The sequence below is a fragment of the Neptuniibacter sp. CAU 1671 genome (assembly GCF_029222905.1).
Lineage (GTDB): Bacteria > Pseudomonadota > Gammaproteobacteria > Pseudomonadales > Balneatricaceae > Neptuniibacter.
Window position 1 is genome coordinate 119,896 of record NZ_JARHUE010000004.1, and the last position, 22,670, is coordinate 142,565.

The window sequence follows — 22,670 nt, forward strand, 5'->3', positions numbered from 1 at the left end:
AAAAAGGCTTAATTATTGCATGGATTTAATAACCGGCTTAAGCCCATCCGGGCTGGCTTCAAATCTAAGGCAGAAGTAAGAATGCTGGATTACCTGTGGCTTATCATCTCTGCACTGCTGGTTTTCTTAATGCAGGCTGGCTTCCTTTGTCTGGAAAGCGGGCGTATTCGCAGCAAAAACAGTATTAACGTCGCAGCTAAGAACATCTCTGACTTCATTCTATCTATCTGCATATTCTGGCTGGTAGGCTTTGGACTGATGTTCGGAAACAGCATCGGCGGTCTTACCGGAAGCAATAATTTCCTGTTCGGCGACGATGCCAACGCGTTTCAGACCTGCTTCTTTCTATTCCAGATGATGTTCTGCGGCACAGCCGCAACGCTCACTTCTGGTGCAACAGCGGAAAGAATGACCTTTAATGGCTACATTCTGGTGACTGCTATTCTATGTCTTTTTATCTATCCGATCACAGGACACTGGAGCTGGGCCAGCCTTTATAACCCCTCAAACCAGGGTTGGCTTGAAAGCCTGGGATTCGTGGACTTTGCCGGTGCCACTGTCGTCCACTCCGTTGGTAGCTGGATCGCACTGGCTGCAGTACTGGTCATCGGCCCTAGAATAGGGCGCTATCAGAACAATGTCCGCTTTCCCTCCGGTAATAACCTACCGATGGCCACCATGGGCACCCTGCTTATCTGGCTTGGCTGGTTCGGCTTCAACGGTGGCAGCGCGCTTCACCTGACTGAGCAGGTTCCCACCATACTGCTCAACACCTGTCTAGCGGCCGTATGGAGTGGCTTTATTGCCTCAACCCTGCATTATTTTGAACAAAAATTTATTGATGTCAGCTATATACTTAACGGCATTATCGCGGGTCTTGTGAGTATAACTGCAGCTTGTCATGCGGTATCACCTTCGGCAGCTAGCGTGATTGGCATGATTGCCGGAGTAATTCTTTTCTACGGCACCAAATTGATAGAACGATTACGCGTCGATGATGCTCTCTACGTAATACCTGCACATCTACTCTCCGGTATCTGGGGCACCCTTGCATTCGCGTTATTCAGTCATCCGGAATTCTTAAGCTCTGGCCTCAGCCGTTTGGAGCAGTTCGGCGTCCAGTTATTTTCAATAACCATAATCGGCCTTTATAGCTTCGGCCTTAGCTACCTGTTACTGCGCATCGTTAACCGTTTTATACCGCTTCGCGTTACGCCTAACGATGAGATGAAGGGACTGAATGTCACCGAACACCGCGCCTCTACCGAGCTGATTGACCTGTTAAGTGATATGGAACTGCAACAGAACCATGGACAATTTACCACCCCGGTTAAAGTGGAACCCTTTACCGAAGTCGGTCAAATCGCTAAAAAGTACAACGAGGTTATCGAGCGGATCAATCTGGAAATCCATGAACGGGATAACGCAATTGACCAATATCAGTCCAGCGAACGACGCAAGGGAGCAATTCTCGACTCATCTATGGACTGCATCATATCTATTGACTGGGAAGGTCGGGTGATCGAGTTTAACTCCGCCTCAGAGAGGACACTGGGCTGTCTGAAAAAACATATCCAAGGGAAGCACTTTGTAGAGTTTTTTGTAATTGAACAAGATCGACAGCAGTTCAATCACAGTCTGCAGCAGTTTTTCAGTGCAGCCAACGGACCGGTACTTAATCGACGGAACAGGCTCACACTGAGAAGAGTATCAGGGCACCAGTTTCCTGCCGAGGTTACCATCACCAGTACCCGCATGTCTGAGGAATCACGCACTGAGTTCACCCTGCATATACGTGACGTAACCCGGGATCAAAAACTGCAATCTCGCCTCACTTTTTTAGCCTATAAAGATCCCCTCACCCGTCTTTCCAACCGCGCTCACCTCATGAAGAGACTGCAAGAGGAGATTCTGATAGCACAAAATACCCAGCAAGTGATCGCGCTGCTGTTTATGGATCTGGATAAGTTTAAAAAGATTAACGATACCCTGGGTCACAAAGCCGGCGATGAGTTACTCTGCGAGGTTGCTCGCCGCCTCAGCTCCGTCTCTCGTCCGGGCGACATTATTGCCCGCTGGGGCGGTGATGAATTTATCGTTGTCATCTGCGGCAATCTTCATCCTGAACTGATCCGCAACAAAGCGCAGAGCATTCTGGATATTATGCGCGTGCCGGTGGAGCTTGCGGAAAAGCAGTTCAATATACCGACCAGTATCGGAGTCGCTGTATCTGAACACGGTCAAACCGAGGCTGACCAGCTTATTCAGGAAGCGGATATTGCCATGTACACCGCCAAACTCGGTGGGCGGGATAATTATCAGATATTTGAACCCTACATGGCCGAGCGCACCACTAAGTCGGTCGAATACGAAAACATGATTAAACGAGCTTTAGAGGAGCATCAGTTCCACCTGGTTTACCAGCCGAAGGTCAAACTTGACGAGATAGTTGCCTTCGAGGCACTGATCCGTTGGAACCACCCTCAAAAAGGCCCTATCTCACCGGCTGAATTCATCCCTATCGCTGAAGAGAGCAACCTGATCATTCAAATAGGAGAGCTGGTTATCAGTGAATCCCTGAAGCAGCTATCCAACTGGAGAGAGCAACACCTCCCCCTACTCCCAATATCAGTGAATATTTCCGGGCGCCACCTGATATCTGATGCTCTGTTACCATTTATCAAACAGCAACTCAGCCTCTTCTCCATACCCGGAAGGCTGCTGGAGATTGAGATAACCGAAGGCGTACTGATTCAGGATATTGAACGCTGCATTGAGGTCATGGAACAGCTGAAAAAGCTGCATATCAGCATCTCTATCGATGACTTTGGCACCGGTTACTCCTCGCTAAATTATCTGAAGCGGCTACCGCTGGATATTCTGAAGATCGACCAGTCATTTGTTGAGGAATGCGCCAGCAAGGAGGAGGACGGTGAGATCTGCGCCACCATCATAAATCTGGCGCGCAGCCTCAATCTGCAAACCGTAGCGGAAGGGGTGGAAACTAAAGCGCAATTGGAAACACTACTGACACTGGGTTGTGAAATTTTTCAGGGTTATTACTTCTACAAGCCGCTGCTACCGGACCAGATCTCTATTCTTCTCGATCCAGATAGTGAACACAGTGAAACAATAGTGGAAATCGACACCGACTAGATTATTCGATCACGTAGTCGATTAAATCTTCTTTAATGAGCAGATTGTCTCTGATCCATACCGATTGAGTAGGGATACACCAGCAAAATGCATCCACATCTTCAGGGTGAACTTGATGCAATTCAGTACCTACATTCAGGGATCCTCATATCGGGAGTTGCGCAGGCATTCCCCCTTTAACCCAAACCCGCAGTCCATCCGGGCGGAGAAGAAAGTCAAACGCAGCGTAAAACACACAAATAAAAACCGTAGTCAGAAAAACTACGGTTTTTAAATTGGCCAACGTTAGATCCAGGCTGCCCGTCTAATCAACACACAGCCGTTTAACATCTTCCAGCTTGATCGACTTGCCACCCACACCCCAATGACAATCTTTCACCTCATTCACGATTACCCAGGTTACATCACGCAGCTTTTCATGTGTCGCATCCGCAATAACATCCGTAAACCCCTGAATAATCTGGTCTGTTTGATCCTGAGTCAGCTCCAACTCAAATACTTTTAATTGAACAAGAGGCATATGCAGTTCTCCGCTTAATTATCAGACCAGATAACCGGGCCCTCTCCAACAACACCATCAGTGAGGGAATACTGCTCGAGTGAATTTTCTTTAACCTGAATGATCAGGTAGATCAGTGATTCGGAGCCCGTATTTCGCCAGCTCCGCATGCCAGCCGGTGAAATTCTCACCATACTACCCTCTTGTACTTGAAAGGTTTCAGCATCAACCTGCATTTCACCCTGTCCTTTAAGAAAGATGTAGACCTCTTCGTTCTGCTGATGTTTGTGATAAAAAGGCATACCCGCGCCAGGCAACAATGAGTTAATCGAGATCTCACACCCGGTAGCCGCCAAGCTGTCTTTAACAAACTGCTTACCTTCTATAGCACCAAGTCCGGGCACTTCCAGACAATACTCAGCCCATGCCGTGAGCTTGCCAGCCTCATGGAGAGCGTAGCGCTTACTGGATATATCAGAATAACTATTCATATTTACCTTCCTACTAGTTGGTAGTTTGATGATGTAAAAAAAGAGACACCCTGTCTCTCTCTTTTTAAGACCTCGCCTTAATCAGCCAACGGTCTTAAATTTGCAATCAATGCTTCAGCCGTATTGGTGAATATCAACTCATCCTCATGGCTTCTGGCCAGCATTAATGCTCCCTGCAAACCCGCAAGAACCAGATCAGCTTGCATAGTAGGTGGTTGATCAGACCTGATTTCTCCATTGATCTGGCCTTGTTCAAGTACTTCAACCAGCCAGGTTCTGCTTGCCGAGAAAAATGCGATCAGCTCAGGTTTCAGACTTATATCCAGCGTGTGAATATCTGATGCGAGCATACCGCCAAGACAAACCCGGTTCGCCGCGAGTGTTTCAGAATACAGATTGATATACCCGGCGAGCCTGTCCTGCGCACTGCTCCGGTTCTGCATAAAGTCCTGCAAAAGCCACGTTACTTGATCGGTATAGCTTTGCAACAAGGCCTTCGCCAGATCAATTTTATTCGGGAAATGATGGTGAATGCTCGCCTTCCTGATGCCCACTTCAGCGGCAATGTCGGCATAGCTAAACCCATTAAAACCCCGCTGCTGCAGTAGCCTCTGAGCAACATCCAGAATGTCATTTCGTTTATTCATAGCCAGATACTAACCTACCAGTAGGTAGGTATACAATCCTTTTAGTCAAAAATTAATCGCTGAATACTGAACAGCAAGAGCTAACGCATACCTATGCTGGTTATGAAAGCCGAGCCTTAAAGAGAAACCTGTTCGCATTCTCCACTGAATGCGTAACGCAGGTTGAGCGATTTTTTAGCTTCATACATCGCCTGATCTGCCTGTTGGATAACCTCTTCCAGATCAGCCGCTGTGTTTTTGAAGATCTTTATACCAATACTGACCTGGCAGGTGTGAACGTAATCATTGAGTTCATAGGGCATATTGGTCTTGGCAGCGATGCGCTCACAGATCACAACCGCATTCTCCTGCGCCTGCTCCATCGTGTCGCCCAGGTTTTCAAGCAGGATCACAAACTCATCCCCGCCCCAACGCATCACCAGATCGTTTTCACTGACAGAGGAGCGCAGCCTTCTGGCCAGCAGTTTGAGCAGCATATCGCCATAGGCATGCCCCTTCAGGTCATTCAGGGCCTTAAAGTTATCCAGATCAAGAAACAACAATGCATCCAGTTGATCTTGCTTGCCCTGGACACGCAGTTCACTCTGCAGACGATCCTTTAACGCATTTCGATTAGGCAGCTCAGTCAGCCGATCAAAAAATGCGAGTTGTTCAGCCTCCAATAAGCGCAACTTACGTTCAGTAATATCCCGTGAAAGCGCGATAAACCGTAGCTCCTCACCGGGCATAAATTCTTTTTTGGCGATGGAGACTTCAAACCAACGGTCCCCGACCGGCGTGGGAAGGTGGATATGGGTACCCTGTGAATAGCCCTGAATGGCCGCTTCTTCAAGCGCTGCCATAACGGCTTGCGCAGCGTCATGTGGCATGATTTCACGCACCGTACGTCCCATCAGGTCCTCGGATGGAGCAACCAATAACTCGGGCCGCAGCACACGAAAATCCCAATGACGCCCTTCTGCATCAAGTTCAAACATCAGATCCGGTATTGCATTAAGAATGGAGGAGAGCTGCTGATAACTGGAATTTCGACCCGAAGCAGTGCCCGGTAGCATCAATGCCCGCAATAGTCGGTTCCATCGGCGGGCGAACTGTCTGAAAAATCCCTGACACATATTAAATCTGCATAAGCACTGCGGAAAGTAAGTGTCCAATAGTAATTCAAACAGGACACTCAATGCAGCTGTTCATGAATAAGACAATAGTAGATCAGCATATCCCGGGATTTCCGGATAAATGCATCGCTTTGCGGGATAGATAGCGACAGGCAAAAGTCATGTTCAAACAAGAACAAGTCAACAGGCAGACCGGTTCTCAATCGATGACGTAATCAACCAGTTCATCTTCAGTGATCTGGTCATCACGGACTTCATAGACATTGAGTACGGATACTCCCGCCTCAACTGCGCTAAGGGGATCACCACTGACCAGCGGGTGCCATTCTGGCAGGTCCTGACCTTCGTGAACCAGACGGTAAGCACAAGTGGGGGGTAACCAGTGGAATTCATCCACATCTTTAGGGGTGAGTTTGACGCAATCCGGCACCAGCGTGCAGCGATCCTCATAGCGGGTACAGCGGCAGGTATCAAAATCCAGCAGGTGACAAACCACGGTGGTATAAAAGACTTCCTGGGTGTCCTCGTCTTCCACTTTGTGCAAACAGCACAGGGCACAACCGTCACAGAGCGACTCCCACTCCTGGGGAGTCATCTGCTGCAACGTTTTGCTACGCCAGAAGACTTCCTGTGCCATGCTCAGCGAACACCGGTTTCGGGACGATCCTTGTACAGATCCAGCATGTAATCGTCTTTTGGTGGTGGCATCTGCAGGTAGTATCCCTTACTCCCCAGCTCTTCCAGTACCTTGGCAGTATCAACCCGGGCAAGTTTGCGTTTATCTGTCAACGGAATATCCATCACATGTTTTGGATGCCCAAACATCTCCAGCAAGGGTTCCGGAACACGTTTGAGTTGGTCACGCTTATCAACGTACAGGTACATCTCATCCTTGCGGGAGCTGAGATAGACTGAACAGATCGTCAGCATTTATTGGGCCTCTTGAATTCTTTGTTTCTCAATCTCTGCCAGTTCAGCCAGCAGAGGCGCTTCTATCAGCGCTTTACGCCAGGGACTCACACTCTCCGGCAGGCGGTAATCACCCTGCTCCAGACCTGAACGCACTAAAGCCTCAAGTTCTTTACGTTTGAGCAAAAGCTCGGCGGGTACCTGGTGCTGACTACCGACCTGACGCACCACCGATTTAAGTTTTTTCAGCGGCTTATTCCAGAAATAGTGCAGCGGACGGTCAATCGACGCCGGCGGCTCTTCCTGCGCACTGCGAAGGCCGTTTTTCAGCAGGTTGAGTATTATATCGCCATCTTCACGCAACACCCGTTTTTTTATGTCTTCGAGCCGTGACAGCTCCGACAGAGAACGGGGCCAGGTTTCAATAATTCGAATCAGCGCCTGATTACAAAGGACACGGTTGCGTGGCACATCGCGCGAGCGGGCAGTTTGTTCACGCCAGGCGGTCAAATCACGCAGCGCAGCCACTTTGTGTTCAGGATAGTTCCATACCTGACTGAAACGACGGTAGTACTCCAGTCCCTCAGGGTCAGTATCCAGTGCGCCATGCAGCAGCGCCAGACACTCCTGCGCCAGCCAGTCCTGCATCCCTTTTTCATTAAGCGCCTGGGTTTGGATGGTATAGAGCGCAGGCAGATAGGCAACATCCAGTGCCGCATAGTGTTCCTGAGACGCAGTTAATGGGCGTTGCAGCCAGTTGGACGTGGTTTCACCCTTATCAACGGAGACCTGTAACACCTGCTCCAGCATACGTTGCAGCCCCATTGAAGTGCCCCAGTCCAGCATAGATGCGGCCAGTTGCGTGTCATGCAGCGGCGCTGGCAGGCACTGATAACTGTTTACAAACAGTTCCAGATCTTCGGTGGAAGCATGCATCACCTTGGTGACGCTGGTATCTTCAAACAGGACTTTAAGTGGTGTGAAGTCTGTAATACTCAACGGGTCGATCAGATAGCAGGCGCGATCATCGGCCACCTGAATCAGGCCCGGCACCGGATAAAACGTTTCGACCCGCTGAAATTCAGTATCCAGCGCAATCAGCGGCAAGATTCGCCAGCGTTCGCAATGCGCCCGGAGTTGATCTTCTGAGGTAATCCAGATGGGGGATGTTGCTGCGGCTTCCAACTGCTGCCACTGATACGCCGTGGAAGTATTCATTCGCCTCTCAAAGCAAAGAGCGGCGCCCGGCCAGCGCATGCGCCAGCGTACCACCGTCAACAAATTCCAATTCACCACCCACCGGCACGCCGTGGGCAATACGCGATACCTGGATACCCAGATCTTTCACCTGCATGGCAATAAAGTGTGCCGTAGCCTCACCCTCCACCGTCGGGTTGGTGGCGAGTATCAGCTCTTTCACCTCACCCTGCTGCAACATTTCCAGCAACTGATCGATACCCAGATCTTCAGGCCCAATCCCATCAATCGGTGACAGGTGGCCCGACAGCACAAAATAATAACCATTAAAACCACCGGTCTGCTCGATCGCGAGCATATCTACCGGCGATTCCAGCACACAGAGTAACGATCGGTCACGGCTACCGGAGGCGCAGATATCACAGAGGGCCTCTTCCGTCAGCGTGCGACACTGCTGACAATGCCCGATCGCACCGACAGCATTTTCCAGTACCTTTGACAGGTCAAGCGCCCCTTCGCGGTCACGCTCAAGCAGGTGAAACGCCATTCGCTGCGCCGTTTTAGGCCCAACGCCCGGCAAGCAGCGCAGGGCTGAAATCAGTTGTTCAAGTAAGGGGCTGAAGGACATGATCAGAATGGCATGTTAAAACCCGGTGGCAATCCCATGCCGCCGGTGATTTCCGCCATTTTTTCCTGACTGTAGGTCTCTACCTTGCGTACGGCGTCATTAACCGCTGCTGCAATCAGGTCTTCCAGCATCTCTTTGTCTTCTTCCATCAGGCTTTCATCAATGCTGATGGAGCGCACATCATGGCGACCGTTCATTACCACCTTAACCAGACCGGCACCCGATTCGCCAGTCACTTCGGCATTGGCAATCTCCTGTTGCGCTTTCTGCAGGTTTTCCTGCATCTTCTGCGCCTGTTTCATCAGATTGCCCATTCCGCCTTTCATCATTACCTGTTCCTCTTGATTAGGGATCAATCGGTGTTACCGATGCCAGATCAATCTGAGCATCAAACACCTGTTGAATGCGTTGTACCACAGGATCTTCACGCAGGGAGGTTAACGCCTGCAACTGACGGGCCTCACGCAACCGCTGTTGATGTTGCGCCGGGGTTTCCTGTGTCTGTACGGCCTGCAGGAATTCTACCTTAACTGGCTCACCGAAATAATCTTGGATATGCGAAATGATCCGCATCTGCTGGGTTTCATTCAGCATCGCCGACTGATTGGCAGTGTAGTGAAACTGCAGCAGATCCGCCGCCACTGATTCCAGACTCAAATGACTGGCCAGACTTTCCGTCATACCGGACAAGCCGAGCTGCGGATGCAGTACAACCCAGCTGGTCGGCTGCATTTCTGCCAGCATTAGCCGCTCAAGTGACTCAGGCTGAGTGCGTGACGCCGCGGAGACTGCAGTATCTGGTACTGAAGGCGCCAGAATTTGCACCGGTATTGCAATGGGCTCAGGCTTCACCACAGAAGGGGCAGCCTCTGCCGCTACTGTCAGCTCAGTTGGCGGTGAATAGGGCGGTTCTTCAATGACAGCGTCTGCATAATCTTCAGCCGGTTCCATATCCCAGGGTGGAGGATCCTCCCCCAGTGACGGCTCAGTCTGTGGCTTTTTTGCAGGAGGGTACTCCTGTTCAGGCACAGAAGCAGATGCTTCGATCGGTACTGCAGATGGAGCCAGATCCGCAGGAGGCCTTTCAGTTTCAGTCTCTGAACCTGAGCGTGGCGTCGATATTGGCGCAGAATCGGTTTTTAACTGAGTGGGACGAGCCGCCGCATCTGCCGGACGAAATGCCAGCATACGCAGCAACACCATCTCCAGCCCTTCTCTGCCATCCGGCACATAAGGCAGATCACGCCGACCGTTCAGGCCAATCTGGTAGTAAAGCTGTACATCTTCAGGCGTCAGTTGTGCCGCCAGGTTACGGATGCGCTGCTCGTCACCGAGGCTGTTATCGATCCCATCTGGCAGGGTCTGACAGATCGCCAGGCGATGCAGCACACTGAGCAGGTCGCCCAGCAGCGCATTGAAATCTGGCGAGAACTCAGACACATCGGCGACGGCCTGCAACAGGGCACGGGCATCGCCGATCGCCAGCGCTTCAATAATACGATACACCAGCTGCTGGTCGATGGTACCGAGCATGGCGCGGACATCCGCTTCACCAATCTCACCTGCACCAAATGCAATCGCCTGATCAGTCAGGCTCATGGCATCGCGCATGGAGCCGTCGGCTGCACGTGCCAGCATCCACAATGCGGGTTCCTCGTAACGGACCTGCTCAGCATTCAACACATGGGTCAGGTGGCCCACAATGCGTTCAGGTACCAGATTTTTGAGGTTAAATTGCAGACAGCGGGACAGGATCGTCACCGGCAGTTTTTGCGGATCCGTGGTGGCCAGCAGGAATTTCACATGCGGTGGAGGCTCTTCCAGCGTTTTCAACAGCGCATTGAAGGAGTGCGTGGACAGCATGTGCACCTCGTCGATAAGGTACACCTTGTAGCGGCCATGGGTGGGCGCATACTGCACGTTTTCAAGCAGCTCGCGGGTATCTTCAACCTTGGTGCGGGAGGCCGCATCGACTTCGATAAGATCAACAAAACGCCCTTCGGCGATTTCACGACAAGCTGAGCAGGTACCACAGGGAGATGAGGATACGCCTGTTTCGCAGTTCAGCGACTTGGCAAACAGCCGGGCAATGGACGTCTTACCCACTCCGCGTGTACCTGTGAACAGATACGCATGATGCAGACGGTTATCATCAAGAGCATTGACCAGTGCTTTCAGCACATGCTCCTGACCCACCATCTCCTGAAAACGGGAGGGACGCCACTTACGCGCGAGAACCTGATAACTCATTGCTTGGGTTGTGATCCGTACCAGAATTAGATGCAGTTATGCTACCGGTTGCCGCGAAGTGATGCCAGCTAAACCTGCCTTAATTCTGAGCAACATCAAAGCCTTGTCCCAGCAGTAGTTTTTCCATTTCTGGTGCCGCCAGCGCCGGCGCAAACAGGTACCCCTGTGCGATATCACAGCCCAGTCTGGCCAGGCTGGCAAATTGATTTTTGGATTCAACACCTTCCGCCACGACCGTCATACCCAGGGTATGTGCCATGTTGATGATCGCTTGCATAATGGCGATATCGGTATCTTTCTGATCCAGCTCAAAGGTAAAAGATTTATCAACCTTGAGCACATCCACGGGCAGGCGGCGCAGATAGTTCAGTGATGAGTAGCCGCTGCCGAAATCATCCAGCTCAAGCTCAATGCCAATACCCCTGATCTGCTGCAATACAGGCAAAGCCACCGCAAGGTTTTCGATAACCGCAGTTTCAGTGATCTCAATACTCAGCGTATTATCCAGCCCGGTATAGGACTCGAGTGTGTCGCGCAGGCGCACCACCAGATTCGGGTCAACCAACTGTTTGGGTGAGAGGTTGACCGAAACCCGGCGAGACTGCATCAACCCCGCCTCTTTCCAGCGATGCACCTGCTCCGCCACCGTAGAGAATACCCACTCACCTATTGGCAGAATCAGACCGCTGCTCTCAGCCACCGGAATAAATTCAGCCGGTGAAATAAACTGTCCATCCTCACCCCGCCAGCGCAGCAACGCCTCCATCCCGATGATATCACCGGTGGAGATGGCAACTTTAGGCTGGTAATAAATCTCGAGCTGATCCTGCTCCAGCGCCTGACGCAGTTCTCCCTTAAGCTTGATCTGCTCAAGGTTTTTCTCGTTCATGGCTTTATCAAAGAAACAGATCTGGTCACGGCCTTTTTTCTTGGCACTGTACATCGCCGCATCGGCATGCTGAATCAGCGTGGTGGCATCAACGCCATCATGGGGATAGATCGCAATGCCAATACTGGCTCCGATAAAGGTTTCTGTATTTTTGAGGTAGTACGGCAGCTTTAACTGAGCCCGCACCTTATCGGCAATGATCTGTGCCATGTTGATCTCATGGATCCCCGGCAGAATCAGGATGAATTCATCACCGCCCCAGCGAACAACTGTATCGGACTGTCTGACCTGACTTTCGATGCGCCGGGCGGTTTCTGTCAGCAACTGATCGCCGTATTCGTGGCCCAGTGAGTCGTTAATATGTTTGAAGAAATCCAGATCGATAAACACCAGCGCCAATGATTCTGCATGCCGGTCAGCCAGACGCATATCATGCACCAGACGCTCCTGACAGAGGGTGCGGTTCGCCAGCTCAGTCAGAGGATCGTAATACGCAAGACTTTTCAGGGACTCCTGGGTTTTCTTGTGTTCTGAAATATCAGTAAACACACCAAAATAACCGGATATCTGGCCATCACCGCCAACAATACTCTTGATCGTCAGCCATTCCGGGTATGTATCTCCGTTCTTTTTACGGTTCCAGATCTCACCGGCCCAACTGCCCAGCGTATCGATCTGGTGCCACATATCCTCATAAAACGCCGGTTTATGTTTGCCCGAATTGAGGATACTCGGCTTGCTACCCCTGACCTCTTCCAGCGAATAACCGGTTACCCGCTCAAAGGCGGCGTTAACATCGGTAATCACGTGGTTGTTATCCGTGACCATGATCCCTTCGTTGGTGGTATCAAAGATATACCGTGACAGGCGAAGTTCATCTTCTTTGGCCTGACGTTCAGATATGTCGGTATCAATGCTGCAGACGGCATACCGCTGTCCCTGCTCGTTCTCTAACGCAAAACGGCTGCACAGAAACTGGAAGCGCTTACCCTGTTTTTCAACCACAAAATGACCATGCATCGGCTCGCCTGACTCAAGAACTTTCTGGTCCTGCTGCTGCAGGTCCCGTAATTCCTCTCCCTGAAACAGATCCTGCAGACTCAGTTCACGCAGTGCGTCGATGTTTTTAATCCCGTAAAACCGCAGATAAGAAGGATTGGCCCGGATAAAACGCCCCTCCCCATCGCGCAACATGATCATCGAAGGCGAGTTATTGAGCAGTTGCTCCAGCAAAATTGCGTTGGTTTTTAGTTCGGTATGGTACTGCTGAATTTGACCTGCCATCTGGTTAAGACTGCGCCCCAGAATGCCAAGTTCGTCCCAACCCCGCCAGGTTTCGCGGTGCTGAAACTGCCCTTCAGAATAAACTGTAGACTGTCTCACCAAACGCTTGGCACGGCGGGTGACCATCGCGTTCAGCGCCCAGGCAAGGACAACCGCCAGTAAAATAAAAGCGGTTAGCAGGGTATAGAACAGGTATTTGAGTTCATTCCAACTGCTTAGATAGGTACTGCGTTCATCCAGCTCCAGCAGAATCACGCCCAGCGTATCGGGCCTTAGTTCAGTTGCTTCTCGGATATACTGCTGAACCGGAATCGCGGCATACAGACTTTTCTCAACATCATTGGCTTCAAATACATATCCACCGGCGTTACGCGCCCTGACCAGCAGATCCAGACTCAGATGAAGGTAGGGCTGCACTTCAAAAAAACTGGCATTGTCATGTTCCGGATTTGCCGACACCATTACAAAATCGGAATGATCGAACAAAATTAGGTTTTTCACCTTGCTCGAACTGGCACTGAGCAGTATTTCACGTCGAACCCCTTCCAGATCACCCTTTTGAAGGAGATACTCCAGCGTGCCCTGCAAACGATTGACGGTGTGACGTGCCTCAGTGCGAAGTTCCTCAAGGTTATTGTTCTCCAGAATTGGCTTGATCATCACAAGCGCAACCAGAAGAATCGCCATCGCACTGATTAAGATAATGGCTGGAATAGTAAACCGCAGAGAAACCCGCACTGAGTGGCCTTACCTAATAAATTAATATAATCCCTGAAGCAGCAGATCATGCAGATCAATCTGCTCCCCTTTCAGCAATTTTTTTTGCTGCATCCAACGCTGAATTGGCACTGCCCTGTTGACGAGTTCCGCTTCATTGATCAGGTAACTCACCTTGCCACGGGCCGGCAGTTCTATCCCTGTCAGCGCTTCACTGAGTTCAGCGGCTGAAATACCCTGATGTTTAGCTGCCAACACCATAGCAGAAGGATTATTTTCGACCAATAGATCACGGGCTTTAAACCACCCATCTATCAGTGCTTTAAGGTTTTCACGTTGCGTTTCGATGACTGATGTTCGAATCACCAGCACATCCACAATCTCTTCCGGCAACTGACGGCTGTCAAAAATTGGCCTGGCACCGGCCTTAAGCAAGTGGGTACGAACTGGCTCAAAGGTCACTACAGCGTCTACTTTATTAGTCAGGTAGGCCTCTTCATGCTGATCAACATGCAGGTCAACCAGCTCCACATCAGAAGCCTGCAGACCATTGAGCTGAAGAGCCCGGCTCAGCATAAAGGCCCCCAGCGCAGTGGATTCGACTCCGACTCGGTGTCCTTTCAGCTCTTGCACCGAGTTCAGTTCAGGGCGGGCCAGAATCACGTCAGCACCCGCCGAAATATCCGCGACCAAAAAAATTTTCAGATCGACCCCTGAAGAGGCCAGTATCAACGCTTCATCAAGGGTCAAACCTGCAACGTCAATCACCTCATTACGCAGCGCCCGCATCACCTCACTGGCAGAGGGTAACAGGACTACCCGCAGATTTTCAGGATAAAAGCCTTTGCTTTTAGCAAGATAGAGCGGTTCATAACCAGGCCACTGATTGGTACCTACCTGTAACGCAACTGCTTTTTCCGATTCATTCAGTCCACAACCCGTCAGCGTGAAAAACAACAACATCAAAAGGCTTCTGATCAACACCTTTACTTTCTCCGGTTTCCCGCCACAATAGAGGGTCTAGCCATTCAAAAAAACGAAGTTAAGGTTATTTTCAGCATTAACCGCAATAACTTCAAGGATATAAAAGAGTCATGTTTGAACGTCGCCCAAGCAAAGCGGAACTCAGATCCCGGATGAAAGCCGAGGTCGAGGCGTTTTTGAATAAGGGAGGTCAGATCCAACAGGTTAAAATGGGCGAAAGTGGCCTGATCGACGGTCGCTATCCTCTTGGCCGTGCTTATGTAGAGCGCCCTGCCTCTTCCGACCGTACGCCTGTGCCTGAACTGCTGGCCGCGATTGATTCCCGTCGCAAATCGGCAAAACCAACCGGTACGCAACGTGCCAAGGGTCGCCGGTCGCTCAGCCAGAAAACCGTTTATGATGATTTTGGCGAACCACTGCGCAAAATTTGGATTGAAGAATAATCCCGCAAAAAACGCTATACTTCGGCGCTCCAGCCTGACCCAGTCAGGACGACCTTTTTTCAGCGTTCATCGTATAGCTTATGACCACACTTACCCTGACACGACCTGACGACTGGCACATACACCTGCGTGACGGTGCCTCTCTGCAACATACTGTACCTGATGCCAGCCGTTATATGGGCCGGGCCATCGTAATGCCTAATCTGGTGCCACCCGTCACAACAACTGCCATGGCAGAAGCCTACCGCGCGCGCATTCTGCAGCAGCCGCATCGCGAGGGCTTCAAGCCTTTAATGGTGATCTACCTGACGGACAATACCGCTCCGGAAGAAATTCATGCCGCCAAAGCCAGTGGTCTGGTTTATGCGGCTAAATTGTATCCTGCCGGCGCAACCACCAACTCCGATTCCGGTGTAACCTCAGTCAAGAATATCTATCCGGTGTTGGAAGCGATGCAGTCTGTTGGTCTGCCCTTGCTGATTCACGGCGAGGTCACGGATGCAGAGATTGATATCTTTGACCGCGAAAAGATCTTTATCGAACGTACGCTGGCCCCCCTGGTAAAGGACTTCCCGGACCTGAAAGTGGTACTTGAACATATCACGACTCAGGATGCAGCCGAATTTGTGGCAGCAGGCAATGAGAATCTGGCGGCGACCGTCACCGCCCACCACCTGCTTTATAACCGCAACCATATGCTGGCCGGTGGCATTCGCCCCCATTACTACTGTCTGCCGATTCTGAAGCGCAATATTCATCAGCAGGCTCTGCTAAAAGCCGCCACCTCTGGCAGCCGTCGCTTTTTCCTGGGTACCGATTCAGCACCCCATCTGCAACATGCCAAAGAGGCCGCCTGTGGCTGTGCCGGCTCATACACTGCGCACGCCGCCATTGAGCTGTATGCAGAAGCCTTTGAGCAGATGAACGCGCTGGATAAACTGGAAGCCTTTGCAAGCTTCAATGGCCCGGATTTTTATGGCCTGCCACGCAACACTGACCAGATTACGCTGGTCCGGGAATCATGGACGGTGCCAGCCACCTATCCGCTGGGAGAAAGTCAGTTGGTGCCTATTCGTGCCAATGAACAGATTCAATGGCGTGTTGTTCAGGCCTGATACCCCGGTTAGGGACAGTTAGAGGCGCAGTGTGCCACTTAAACCGCAACGCTATACCTCGTTGATTCCAGCCCTGCTGATTGCAGGGCTGGCTCATGCAGCTGTCTTGGGCTGGTTTTTTTCGGCGTACAGTCCGATCCATACGGAGACTGGCGGCGTACAGGTCGAACTCAGGGGAATACAAACTCAGCCCCTGCCTGCAACGTCACAGGACGACTCCCCTGCAAAAAATACCCCCACAGCAATAGCGCACACTGATACTCAAGATCAGGCTGAAACAGAACGTCTGCCGAGCAAACACACTCCAGCCAGTCCTGTTGTCGAAAAAACCGACGCGAAACCCCGGCCCACAAACACCCAGCCAGAACGTTTGCCTGAACAACCAGTAGAAATAACCCCGGCAACCATGGCTCAGCCGGATGCAACACCACCCACGCACCCTGCCACCACGACTCAATCACCCAAGTCTGTTGCACCACAATCGACTGAATCCACACCCCCGGCTGCTCAGACAGTTTCGGGACACACTCCCGATTACCCAGCATTGGCTATCCGCAGACATCAAGAAGGCCAGGTCAGGGCGCACCTCTGGCTGAATCCCGACGGCAGCGTCAGTCACTTTGAGCTGACATTAAGCAGTGGCCATCGATTACTGGATCAGGCTGTGATCGATTTTCTTGAACGGGAACATTTCAAAGTGCCGGAGCAACAGGCAGAGCTGATTGAACAGGTCTTTGAATTTACCTTCAGGCTGGATTAATTGCGGGACAACGAGGCCCGGGGATGGATCAGTAAATCACCGCTGTCCGGGTGAGTGATGAGATCCGCCTGCACCTGAAAATAACGGGCCAGATTCTCTGCTGTCAGCACTGACGCAGGCGTTCCACTCGCCACAATCCTGCCTTGATCCAGCAACACCAGCTGTTGGCAGAAGCGCGCAGCCAGTGTCAGATCATGCAACGCCAACAGTACGCTGCCACCCTGTTGCACAAAAGCTGACAGGAGCTGCATCACATCCAACTGATGATTAAGGTCGAGGCTCGCGGTAGGCTCATCCAACACAATCATTGAAGCCTGTTGCGCCAGCGCCCGGGCGATGAAAGCCCGCTGACGTTCCCCCCCAGAGAGCGACTGCAACGAGCGTTCAGCCAAATGCGTCAGATCCGTCTGGACCAGCGCCTGCTGAATCACCTCAGTATCGGTTGCATTGACGCCAAACCAGCCGGGCTGGTGCACATAACGTCCCATCGCCACAACATCCGTGACACTTAAACCCACATCATCCGGGCTTTGTTGCGGCACATAAGAAAGCATTTTGCCAATCTCCCGACGGGAGCAGTGCTGAATGTTTTTGTCCTGCAAATACACCACACCCTGCTGCGGTTGTTTCAGCCCCATCAACAGCTCAAGCAGGGTGGACTTACCAGCACCGTTTGCGCCAATCAGTCCCACGCACTGCCCTGCCTTGAACTGCAGATCGACAGCTTGCAGGACCGGCTGGTCACGGTAACTGAAACTGAGGTTTTCAGCAGATAATATCGCCATTCCCTACCCCAGCCGCCAACGTCGCTGCACCAGCAGAAACAGGAAAAACGGTGCGCCAAAGGCGGCGGTCACTACCCCGACCGGCACACTGCCATCATTAAACAACTGACGGCTGATCAGATCAGCCAGCAACAGAAAAGCCGCACCGCCCAGTGCTGAAGCAGGCAATAACCAGCGATGCTGAGCACCGATCAATAACCGCATCACATGCGGCACCAGAAGACCGATAAAACCAATAGCACCACTGACCGACACGGCCAGTGCAATCATCACAGCAGTGAGCGCAAGCAATACCAGCCGGGTCCGACCAACATCCAGCCCTACAGACGCGGCATGGGTCTCACCGAGCATCAGCATATCCAGTCGACGCGCCTGAAGAAAAACCAATGGAGAGATCAAAACTGCGGGCAGAATCAGTAACACATGATCCCAGGTACGGGCGTCCAGCCCCCCCATGGTCCAGTAGACAATCATGCGGCCGACCTCCCACTCCTCCAGCGATAACGCCAGAACAAACGCAGAAGCCGCACCGTTCATTGCCCCCACTGCAATGCCCGCCAGCAACAGAGTACTTAACACCGCATGACCCGCCAGCAAGGCAATCCGGTACACCAGAAACAGCGTCAACCCAGCGCCAAGACCTGCCAGCAGAGGAATCGCCCAGACAGAGACTGCCGCCAACCCCAGATACAGTGCCAGCACTGCACCCAGTGACGCACCGGAGGACACCCCCAGCACTGAGGGTGAAGCCAGCGGGTTGCGAAACAGCCCCTGCATCACCGCACCACTGAGGGCAAAGCAGGCACCACTGAACATGGCGACCAGCACTCGCGGCTCACGCACGTACTGCATAATATCCAGCTGCCAGCCTGGGAACTGCTCAGCGGGCAACCAGCCAAGCTGAGCGGCGATCAACTGCAAGCTGGTCAGTGCACTGATCTGCGCCGGCCCCTGCAGCAGATTAGCCAGCAGCAGTCCTAACAGCAGCCCGCACAGAGTGCAGAAAGTCAGCCAGGCACGACCTCTCAAGGTAATGACTCCTGCGCTTTAAGGCAGGCTGAAATTTTGGCCAGCCCCTGCCAGCGAAAGTGAGACGCGGATGAGCGCCAGGCGCCGGTCAGCGCGCAGACACGCCGCTGTTCAACCGCAGGTACATGCTGCCAGGCAGGTTCAGCCAGCAGGCGGTTTACCGCTTCGGTCTGCGTCGCCCAGCCACTCAGCAGGATAATCTCCGGTTGCAGGCTGATCGCCTGTTCGGTATTCAATGGCTGAAATCCTTTTAGACCTGTATCGAGCATCACATTATAACCACCCGCCAGTGAAATCAGCTCATGCGTGAGATCACCCGGACCCACTGAGCTGCCCGACAGATCGTAATAGAGTACCCGGGGCGGGTCTACTTCAGTGCTTTTCGGTATATGCAGGGAATTGGTAATGATGCGCGCTCTGTCCTGGTGACCCGTCAGTTCCGCCAATAGCCACAGGTTTGCCTTCAGGTCTGCCAGTGTCTCAGGTGCTTTCAGGCGCAGCACCGGCAGGCCCGCACCCAGCAATAAACGCACGGTTTCGATGCGGGTGTAACTGGCCACAATAACCAGATCAGGCTGCAGGGCCAGAATGGATTCTATATCGCCCCCGACCCGGGTCACAGCTGCCGGATAACGCCCCGCCACATTAGACAGATCCGGGTTATCCACCAGATGGGTGACTCCAACCACCGCTGGCATAGCCCCCAGATCAGCCAGCATCTCATCGCTGGCCAGGGTGACAGAAACGATGCGTTGCGGTGGCTGCTGAAACAGCACAGTACCGCCCAAAGGGTCAACCAGCTGCTTGGGGAATCCCTCCCCATGCAGCTCACTGGCTTTGAGTAAACCATCTGACAGCAGTCCGGCGCGGGATTCCGCCTGCACCGGACTGATGAAGAGAAGACCCAGTAACAGCCAGACAGGGTGCATGGCGGATTTACAGGTTGCCGGTCCAGATAACGCCCAGCGTGAGCAGACGCCCTTCGCTGGCATATTGGAAGACTTCTTCATACTGTTCATCAAACGCATTATCCAGTCGGGCATAGAGGCTTAACTGAGGCGAATACTGGTGCGACAAGGCCAGTTCCAGCAGCGTATAACTTTTCAGCTTAATTCGCTCTGCCGGCCAGCTGGCAAAATCCAGATCATAACGGCGGCCCTGATAGTTAAGTGTAGTAGTCAGATCCGTACGCCCGTTGGCAAACTGATAGGTACCGCCCAGACTGGCTGCCTGACGCGGACGTCGCAGCAGATCGTCGCCCAAACCATCGTCTGTCGCCGTGTAGGTATAACTGGCATTAATGCGCAGCTGATCCGCTGGCTGCAATTCTGCAGACAACTCAACGCCTTTGAGGGTCGCCTGATCTTCATTATTAAACGACGTGATACCCGCACCTACAATCAGATCATCCACCTGATTGTAGAACAGGGTCATATCCACCCAGCCATCCAACTGCGTAAAGTGGTATTCAAGGCCCAGATCCACGGTGCGGGCACGCTCCGGTTGCAGGTCCGGATTACCCACATACTCGGACGAATAACCGTACAGCTCAGTCATTGAGGGATATTTAATCCCCTTGCCAAGACTGCTGTGCAGACGCACCTGCTCTGCCAGCCAGGAGCCCAGCGCCACACGCCATGTTGTCTCGCCATCAAACAGATTGCTGTCATCCCGGCGCAGATCCAGTGTCAGGAAAAGGTTCTGGTCCAGATTGAGGTTATATTCCAGCGCACCACCCCGGGTGCGATGGGTTTTATCCACTTCATAACCCCAAAATGGGTCAATGTAGGCGTTGATAAACGCTTCGTTTTCCTGCTCCAGCGCCAGCGTCAGATTTTGCGCCGCATCCGCATCCCCCCAGTTGTAACCGGCCTGGTAAGCCAACTTTTTCTTGTTACCGCGGTTTACCGTGCTCTGCACACCGTTGGTGAAGTCATCCCGATCATTATCCGCCAGCGAGAGATCAAGCTTCTGGGTCCATTTCTGGTCTGCGCTGTGCCAGCGACCACCCAGACGTGCAAAAGTCTGCGCCACATCGGCGGTGGCATCCGCATCGAAGGGGTTAAAATCATATTCAACATCGGCCTGGGTATGGCGCAACACAACATCCAGTTCGGTACGCTCAGACAGGTTCAGGCCCGCCTTGAGGTTCAGGGTTTTGTTGCGATAACCGTCACGCTCGGTATTACCCAGAGATTCAGGCGCAGAAGAGATACCACGGGTTTTCTGATGGGTGATCGCGAGCGCGTAATGACCCTGCTCGCTGCCGCCCTGCAGTCGGACAGTTTCCTGATGAGAGTCATAACGACCGGCCTCGGCCTGAATCTGATAAGTCGGCGCGCCCTCACCTTTGCGGGTAATGATGTTGATCACACCACCCAGAGCATCGGGACCCCACAGGGCGGTCTGGGCTCCACGCAATACCTCAATCCGCTCAACGTTGAGCGTCAGGATATGGGCCAGATCAAAATCGGTTCCGGAGGTAGCACTGACCTCAATACCATCGACCAGCACCAGCGTATGGTTGGCCTCAGAACCACGGATACGCACCTGCGTCTGAGCACCTGCACCACCGGCCTGACTAACACTCACACCGGGAACCGTGCGCAGCGCATCCGCCACCGTACGAACCTGACGGGCATCCAGTGTTTCACGGTCCAGCACGGTAACGCTGCTACCGGTTTCAAAACGGGCGGTTTCAACCCGTGATGCAACAATCACGAACGACTGGTCAGCCGTCTCAGCCCAGGAAAATGGCACAGCAGAAACAGCAGCCGCCAACAGGCTGCCCTTGAAGAATCGAGACATTATGTGCTCCTAATAGGATCTATCAAGAGCCGGTGAATCTTGCTAAATAAACTGTGAATTCAGGCAAACTGCACCGGCAACAATACTAAAATATTGTCACCCTTACGCAGTCCGCCCAGCACAGCCCTCCGCTGTCTGGCAGGTGACACACAGCCTCTAGAGGCTGTTGCAATGGCAGGTTTCCTGGCTGTCAGGTCATCGCGACCGCTCACCTTCCCGGCATAAGCCAGTGGTATTTTGAGCGGTAACTCGCTGATTACAGTTGCGGGGGCAGCCACGGCGCTTCACCGTGTTCCCTGTTAGGCCGTCAAGGCACCATTACATGGCTGAAACGACACAGCGTCTCAGCGCGGCAACCTTACCACGCCTGATGATCAGGTCAAATGAGCCGCAGTAATGTAAAGATGAACAAAACTGCAGATGGCACTCAAAAATCAGCGCCGTATAATGGCAGCACTTCAGGACAGGAGAACATTATGCTGTATGTACTGCCAGAAACGACCGGTGACATTATGGTGTTGCAGGCCACCGATCAACTGACGGCGGCAGATTATCAGGACACTTTCCTGCCGTTGTTTGAGCATGTTAAACAGCGCCACCCGGAACCACGCCTGCTGCTGTTTCTTGATCCGCATTTCACAGGCTGGCAGGCCGGTGCCATCTGGGAGGATGCCAAGTTCGGACTGAGCCATGGCCAGGAGCTGTTTCGTTGCGCGGTTGTAGGCGGGCCTGACTGGATTGAGTGGGCCACGTCACTGGCCAATCATGTTACCCGGGGAGAGGTACGTCACTTCAGCGCCAGCCAGCTCCTGCAGGCGATGCACTGGCTCAATGAGGAAGAAGAAGACACCCAATACCCCTTCGGTCAGGCTTAGATTTACACACTAGAGCATCGGCAACCTACTACTTCCGGCGCTGATATTCCGACACCATCAAATAGACCATTGTTTATATTTTAAACAAT

21 protein-coding genes and 1 riboswitch are annotated in these 22,670 nt (G+C 52.4%); of the genes, 5 read left to right on the forward strand and 16 right to left on the reverse strand.

Going from position 1 to position 22,670, the window contains the following annotated elements; translation table 11 throughout:
* Positions 1-81 precede the first annotated feature (81 nt).
* On the forward strand, positions 82-3,156 hold the full coding sequence (amt, locus tag P2G53_RS08315) for an ammonium transporter (protein ID WP_275816102.1): 3,075 nt from the start codon (positions 82-84) through the stop codon (positions 3,154-3,156).
* A gap of 304 nt (positions 3,157-3,460) precedes the next feature.
* On the opposite strand, the gene P2G53_RS08320 is transcribed toward amt, so the two are convergent.
* The 12 genes from P2G53_RS08320 to P2G53_RS08375 form a co-directional block, all read right to left on the reverse strand.
* The gene (locus P2G53_RS08320) at positions 3,461-3,676 is read right to left on the reverse strand and encodes a 4-oxalocrotonate tautomerase family protein (protein ID WP_275816104.1); all 216 of its coding nucleotides are present in this window, start codon (positions 3,674-3,676) and stop codon (positions 3,461-3,463) included.
* A gap of 14 nt (positions 3,677-3,690) precedes the next feature.
* Positions 3,691-4,146, reverse strand: coding sequence for a cupin domain-containing protein (locus tag P2G53_RS08325; protein ID WP_275816106.1), 456 nt, complete (start codon positions 4,144-4,146; stop codon positions 3,691-3,693).
* A 77-nt stretch (positions 4,147-4,223) separates the two neighbouring features.
* Positions 4,224-4,793: a TetR/AcrR family transcriptional regulator gene (locus P2G53_RS08330; protein WP_275816108.1), complete on the reverse strand. Its 570-nt coding sequence runs from the start codon at positions 4,791-4,793 to the stop codon at positions 4,224-4,226.
* 116 nt (positions 4,794-4,909) lie between these two features.
* Positions 4,910-5,860 (reverse strand): diguanylate cyclase, encoded by a 951-nt coding sequence (locus tag P2G53_RS08335; protein ID WP_275816110.1) that lies wholly within the window; start codon positions 5,858-5,860, stop codon positions 4,910-4,912.
* A 247-nt stretch (positions 5,861-6,107) separates the two neighbouring features.
* Positions 6,108-6,545: a YcgN family cysteine cluster protein gene (locus P2G53_RS08340; RefSeq protein ID WP_275816112.1), complete on the reverse strand. Its 438-nt coding sequence runs from the start codon at positions 6,543-6,545 to the stop codon at positions 6,108-6,110.
* 2 nt (positions 6,546-6,547) lie between these two features.
* Positions 6,548-6,838, reverse strand: coding sequence for a YcgL domain-containing protein (locus P2G53_RS08345; RefSeq protein WP_275816114.1), 291 nt, complete (start codon positions 6,836-6,838; stop codon positions 6,548-6,550).
* On the reverse strand, positions 6,839-8,035 hold the full coding sequence (rnd, locus tag P2G53_RS08350) for a ribonuclease D (protein ID WP_275816116.1): 1,197 nt from the start codon (positions 8,033-8,035) through the stop codon (positions 6,839-6,841). It lies immediately after the preceding gene.
* Between the two features lie 7 nt (positions 8,036-8,042).
* Complete coding sequence (recR, locus tag P2G53_RS08355; RefSeq protein WP_275816118.1) at positions 8,043-8,642, reverse strand: recombination mediator RecR; 600 nt, start codon at positions 8,640-8,642, stop codon at positions 8,043-8,045.
* Positions 8,643-8,644: 2 nt separating this feature from the next.
* Entirely contained in the window at positions 8,645-8,971 is a 327-nt protein-coding gene (locus P2G53_RS08360; protein WP_275816120.1) for a YbaB/EbfC family nucleoid-associated protein, read from the reverse strand.
* A 16-nt stretch (positions 8,972-8,987) separates the two neighbouring features.
* Complete coding sequence (gene dnaX, locus P2G53_RS08365; RefSeq protein ID WP_275816122.1) at positions 8,988-10,892, reverse strand: DNA polymerase III subunit gamma/tau; 1,905 nt, start codon at positions 10,890-10,892, stop codon at positions 8,988-8,990.
* Positions 10,893-10,971: 79 nt separating this feature from the next.
* A complete protein-coding gene (locus tag P2G53_RS08370; protein ID WP_275816124.1) occupies positions 10,972-13,803 on the reverse strand; it encodes a bifunctional diguanylate cyclase/phosphodiesterase in 2,832 nt (943 codons plus the stop codon).
* Positions 13,804-13,824: 21 nt separating this feature from the next.
* Positions 13,825-14,745: an ABC transporter substrate-binding protein gene (locus P2G53_RS08375; RefSeq protein ID WP_275816126.1), complete on the reverse strand. Its 921-nt coding sequence runs from the start codon at positions 14,743-14,745 to the stop codon at positions 13,825-13,827.
* A 131-nt stretch (positions 14,746-14,876) separates the two neighbouring features.
* Between P2G53_RS08375 and P2G53_RS08380 the strand changes: the two genes are divergently transcribed.
* From P2G53_RS08380 to P2G53_RS08390, 3 genes are all read left to right on the forward strand, one after another.
* Entirely contained in the window at positions 14,877-15,209 is a 333-nt protein-coding gene (locus P2G53_RS08380) for a hypothetical protein (RefSeq protein ID WP_275816128.1), read from the forward strand.
* Positions 15,210-15,289: 80 nt separating this feature from the next.
* Positions 15,290-16,324, forward strand: coding sequence for a dihydroorotase (gene pyrC, locus P2G53_RS08385; RefSeq protein WP_275816130.1), 1,035 nt, complete (start codon positions 15,290-15,292; stop codon positions 16,322-16,324).
* Positions 16,325-16,355: 31 nt separating this feature from the next.
* The gene (locus P2G53_RS08390; RefSeq protein WP_275816132.1) at positions 16,356-17,084 is read left to right on the forward strand and encodes a TonB family protein; all 729 of its coding nucleotides are present in this window, start codon (positions 16,356-16,358) and stop codon (positions 17,082-17,084) included.
* On the opposite strand, the gene P2G53_RS08395 is transcribed toward P2G53_RS08390, so the two are convergent.
* From P2G53_RS08395 to P2G53_RS08410, 4 genes are read right to left on the reverse strand one after another with little or no spacing between them, the layout of a single operon-like run.
* Positions 17,081-17,869 carry an ABC transporter ATP-binding protein gene (locus P2G53_RS08395; protein WP_275816134.1) on the reverse strand — a complete coding sequence of 263 codons (789 nt, stop codon included), beginning with the start codon at positions 17,867-17,869 and terminating at the stop codon, positions 17,081-17,083. The two genes, P2G53_RS08390 and P2G53_RS08395, sit on opposite strands and share 4 nt — an antisense overlap.
* Positions 17,870-17,872: 3 nt before the next feature.
* Positions 17,873-18,898 (reverse strand): iron ABC transporter permease, encoded by a 1,026-nt coding sequence (locus tag P2G53_RS08400; RefSeq protein ID WP_275816136.1) that lies wholly within the window; start codon positions 18,896-18,898, stop codon positions 17,873-17,875.
* Positions 18,895-19,917 (reverse strand): ABC transporter substrate-binding protein, encoded by a 1,023-nt coding sequence (locus tag P2G53_RS08405; protein WP_275816138.1) that lies wholly within the window; start codon positions 19,915-19,917, stop codon positions 18,895-18,897. Before P2G53_RS08405 ends, P2G53_RS08400 begins: the two co-directional genes overlap by 4 nt.
* On the reverse strand, positions 19,835-21,706 hold the full coding sequence (locus P2G53_RS08410) for a TonB-dependent receptor (protein ID WP_275816140.1): 1,872 nt from the start codon (positions 21,704-21,706) through the stop codon (positions 19,835-19,837). The genes P2G53_RS08405 and P2G53_RS08410 overlap by 83 nt, the downstream gene beginning before the upstream one ends.
* A 155-nt stretch (positions 21,707-21,861) precedes the next feature.
* Positions 21,862-22,041: riboswitch (cobalamin riboswitch) on the reverse strand.
* 141 nt (positions 22,042-22,182) lie between these two features.
* On the opposite strand from P2G53_RS08410, the gene P2G53_RS08415 reads away from it, so the two are divergent.
* A complete protein-coding gene (locus tag P2G53_RS08415) occupies positions 22,183-22,581 on the forward strand; it encodes an STAS/SEC14 domain-containing protein (RefSeq protein WP_275816142.1) in 399 nt (132 codons plus the stop codon).
* Positions 22,582-22,670: the final 89 nt, after the last annotated feature.

Excerpts from the sequence above, each read along its gene's own strand:
- P2G53_RS08345 (WP_275816114.1), bottom strand. The coding sequence starts at position 6,838 with ATGCTGACGATCTGTTCAGTCTATCTCAGCTCCCGCAAGGATGAGATG.
- amt (WP_275816102.1), top strand. The coding sequence starts at position 82 with ATGCTGGATTACCTGTGGCTTATCATCTCTGCACTGCTGGTTTTCTTA.
- P2G53_RS08340 (WP_275816112.1), bottom strand. The coding sequence starts at position 6,545 with ATGGCACAGGAAGTCTTCTGGCGTAGCAAAACGTTGCAGCAGATGACT.
- P2G53_RS08360 (WP_275816120.1), bottom strand. The coding sequence starts at position 8,971 with ATGATGAAAGGCGGAATGGGCAATCTGATGAAACAGGCGCAGAAGATG.
- P2G53_RS08375 (WP_275816126.1), bottom strand. The coding sequence starts at position 14,745 with ATGTTGTTGTTTTTCACGCTGACGGGTTGTGGACTGAATGAATCGGAA.
- P2G53_RS08380 (WP_275816128.1), top strand. The coding sequence starts at position 14,877 with ATGTTTGAACGTCGCCCAAGCAAAGCGGAACTCAGATCCCGGATGAAA.
- dnaX (WP_275816122.1), bottom strand. The coding sequence starts at position 10,892 with ATGAGTTATCAGGTTCTCGCGCGTAAGTGGCGTCCCTCCCGTTTTCAG.
- P2G53_RS08410 (WP_275816140.1), bottom strand. The coding sequence starts at position 21,706 with ATGTCTCGATTCTTCAAGGGCAGCCTGTTGGCGGCTGCTGTTTCTGCT.
- pyrC (WP_275816130.1), top strand. The coding sequence starts at position 15,290 with ATGACCACACTTACCCTGACACGACCTGACGACTGGCACATACACCTG.
- P2G53_RS08320 (WP_275816104.1), bottom strand. The coding sequence starts at position 3,676 with ATGCCTCTTGTTCAATTAAAAGTATTTGAGTTGGAGCTGACTCAGGAT.
- P2G53_RS08415 (WP_275816142.1), top strand. The coding sequence starts at position 22,183 with ATGCTGTATGTACTGCCAGAAACGACCGGTGACATTATGGTGTTGCAG.
- P2G53_RS08330 (WP_275816108.1), bottom strand. The coding sequence starts at position 4,793 with ATGAATAAACGAAATGACATTCTGGATGTTGCTCAGAGGCTACTGCAG.
- P2G53_RS08395 (WP_275816134.1), bottom strand. The coding sequence starts at position 17,869 with ATGGCGATATTATCTGCTGAAAACCTCAGTTTCAGTTACCGTGACCAG.
- rnd (WP_275816116.1), bottom strand. The coding sequence starts at position 8,035 with ATGAATACTTCCACGGCGTATCAGTGGCAGCAGTTGGAAGCCGCAGCA.
- P2G53_RS08325 (WP_275816106.1), bottom strand. The coding sequence starts at position 4,146 with ATGAATAGTTATTCTGATATATCCAGTAAGCGCTACGCTCTCCATGAG.
- recR (WP_275816118.1), bottom strand. The coding sequence starts at position 8,642 with ATGTCCTTCAGCCCCTTACTTGAACAACTGATTTCAGCCCTGCGCTGC.
- P2G53_RS08405 (WP_275816138.1), bottom strand. The coding sequence starts at position 19,917 with ATGAACAGTATGAAGAAGTCTTCCAATATGCCAGCGAAGGGCGTCTGC.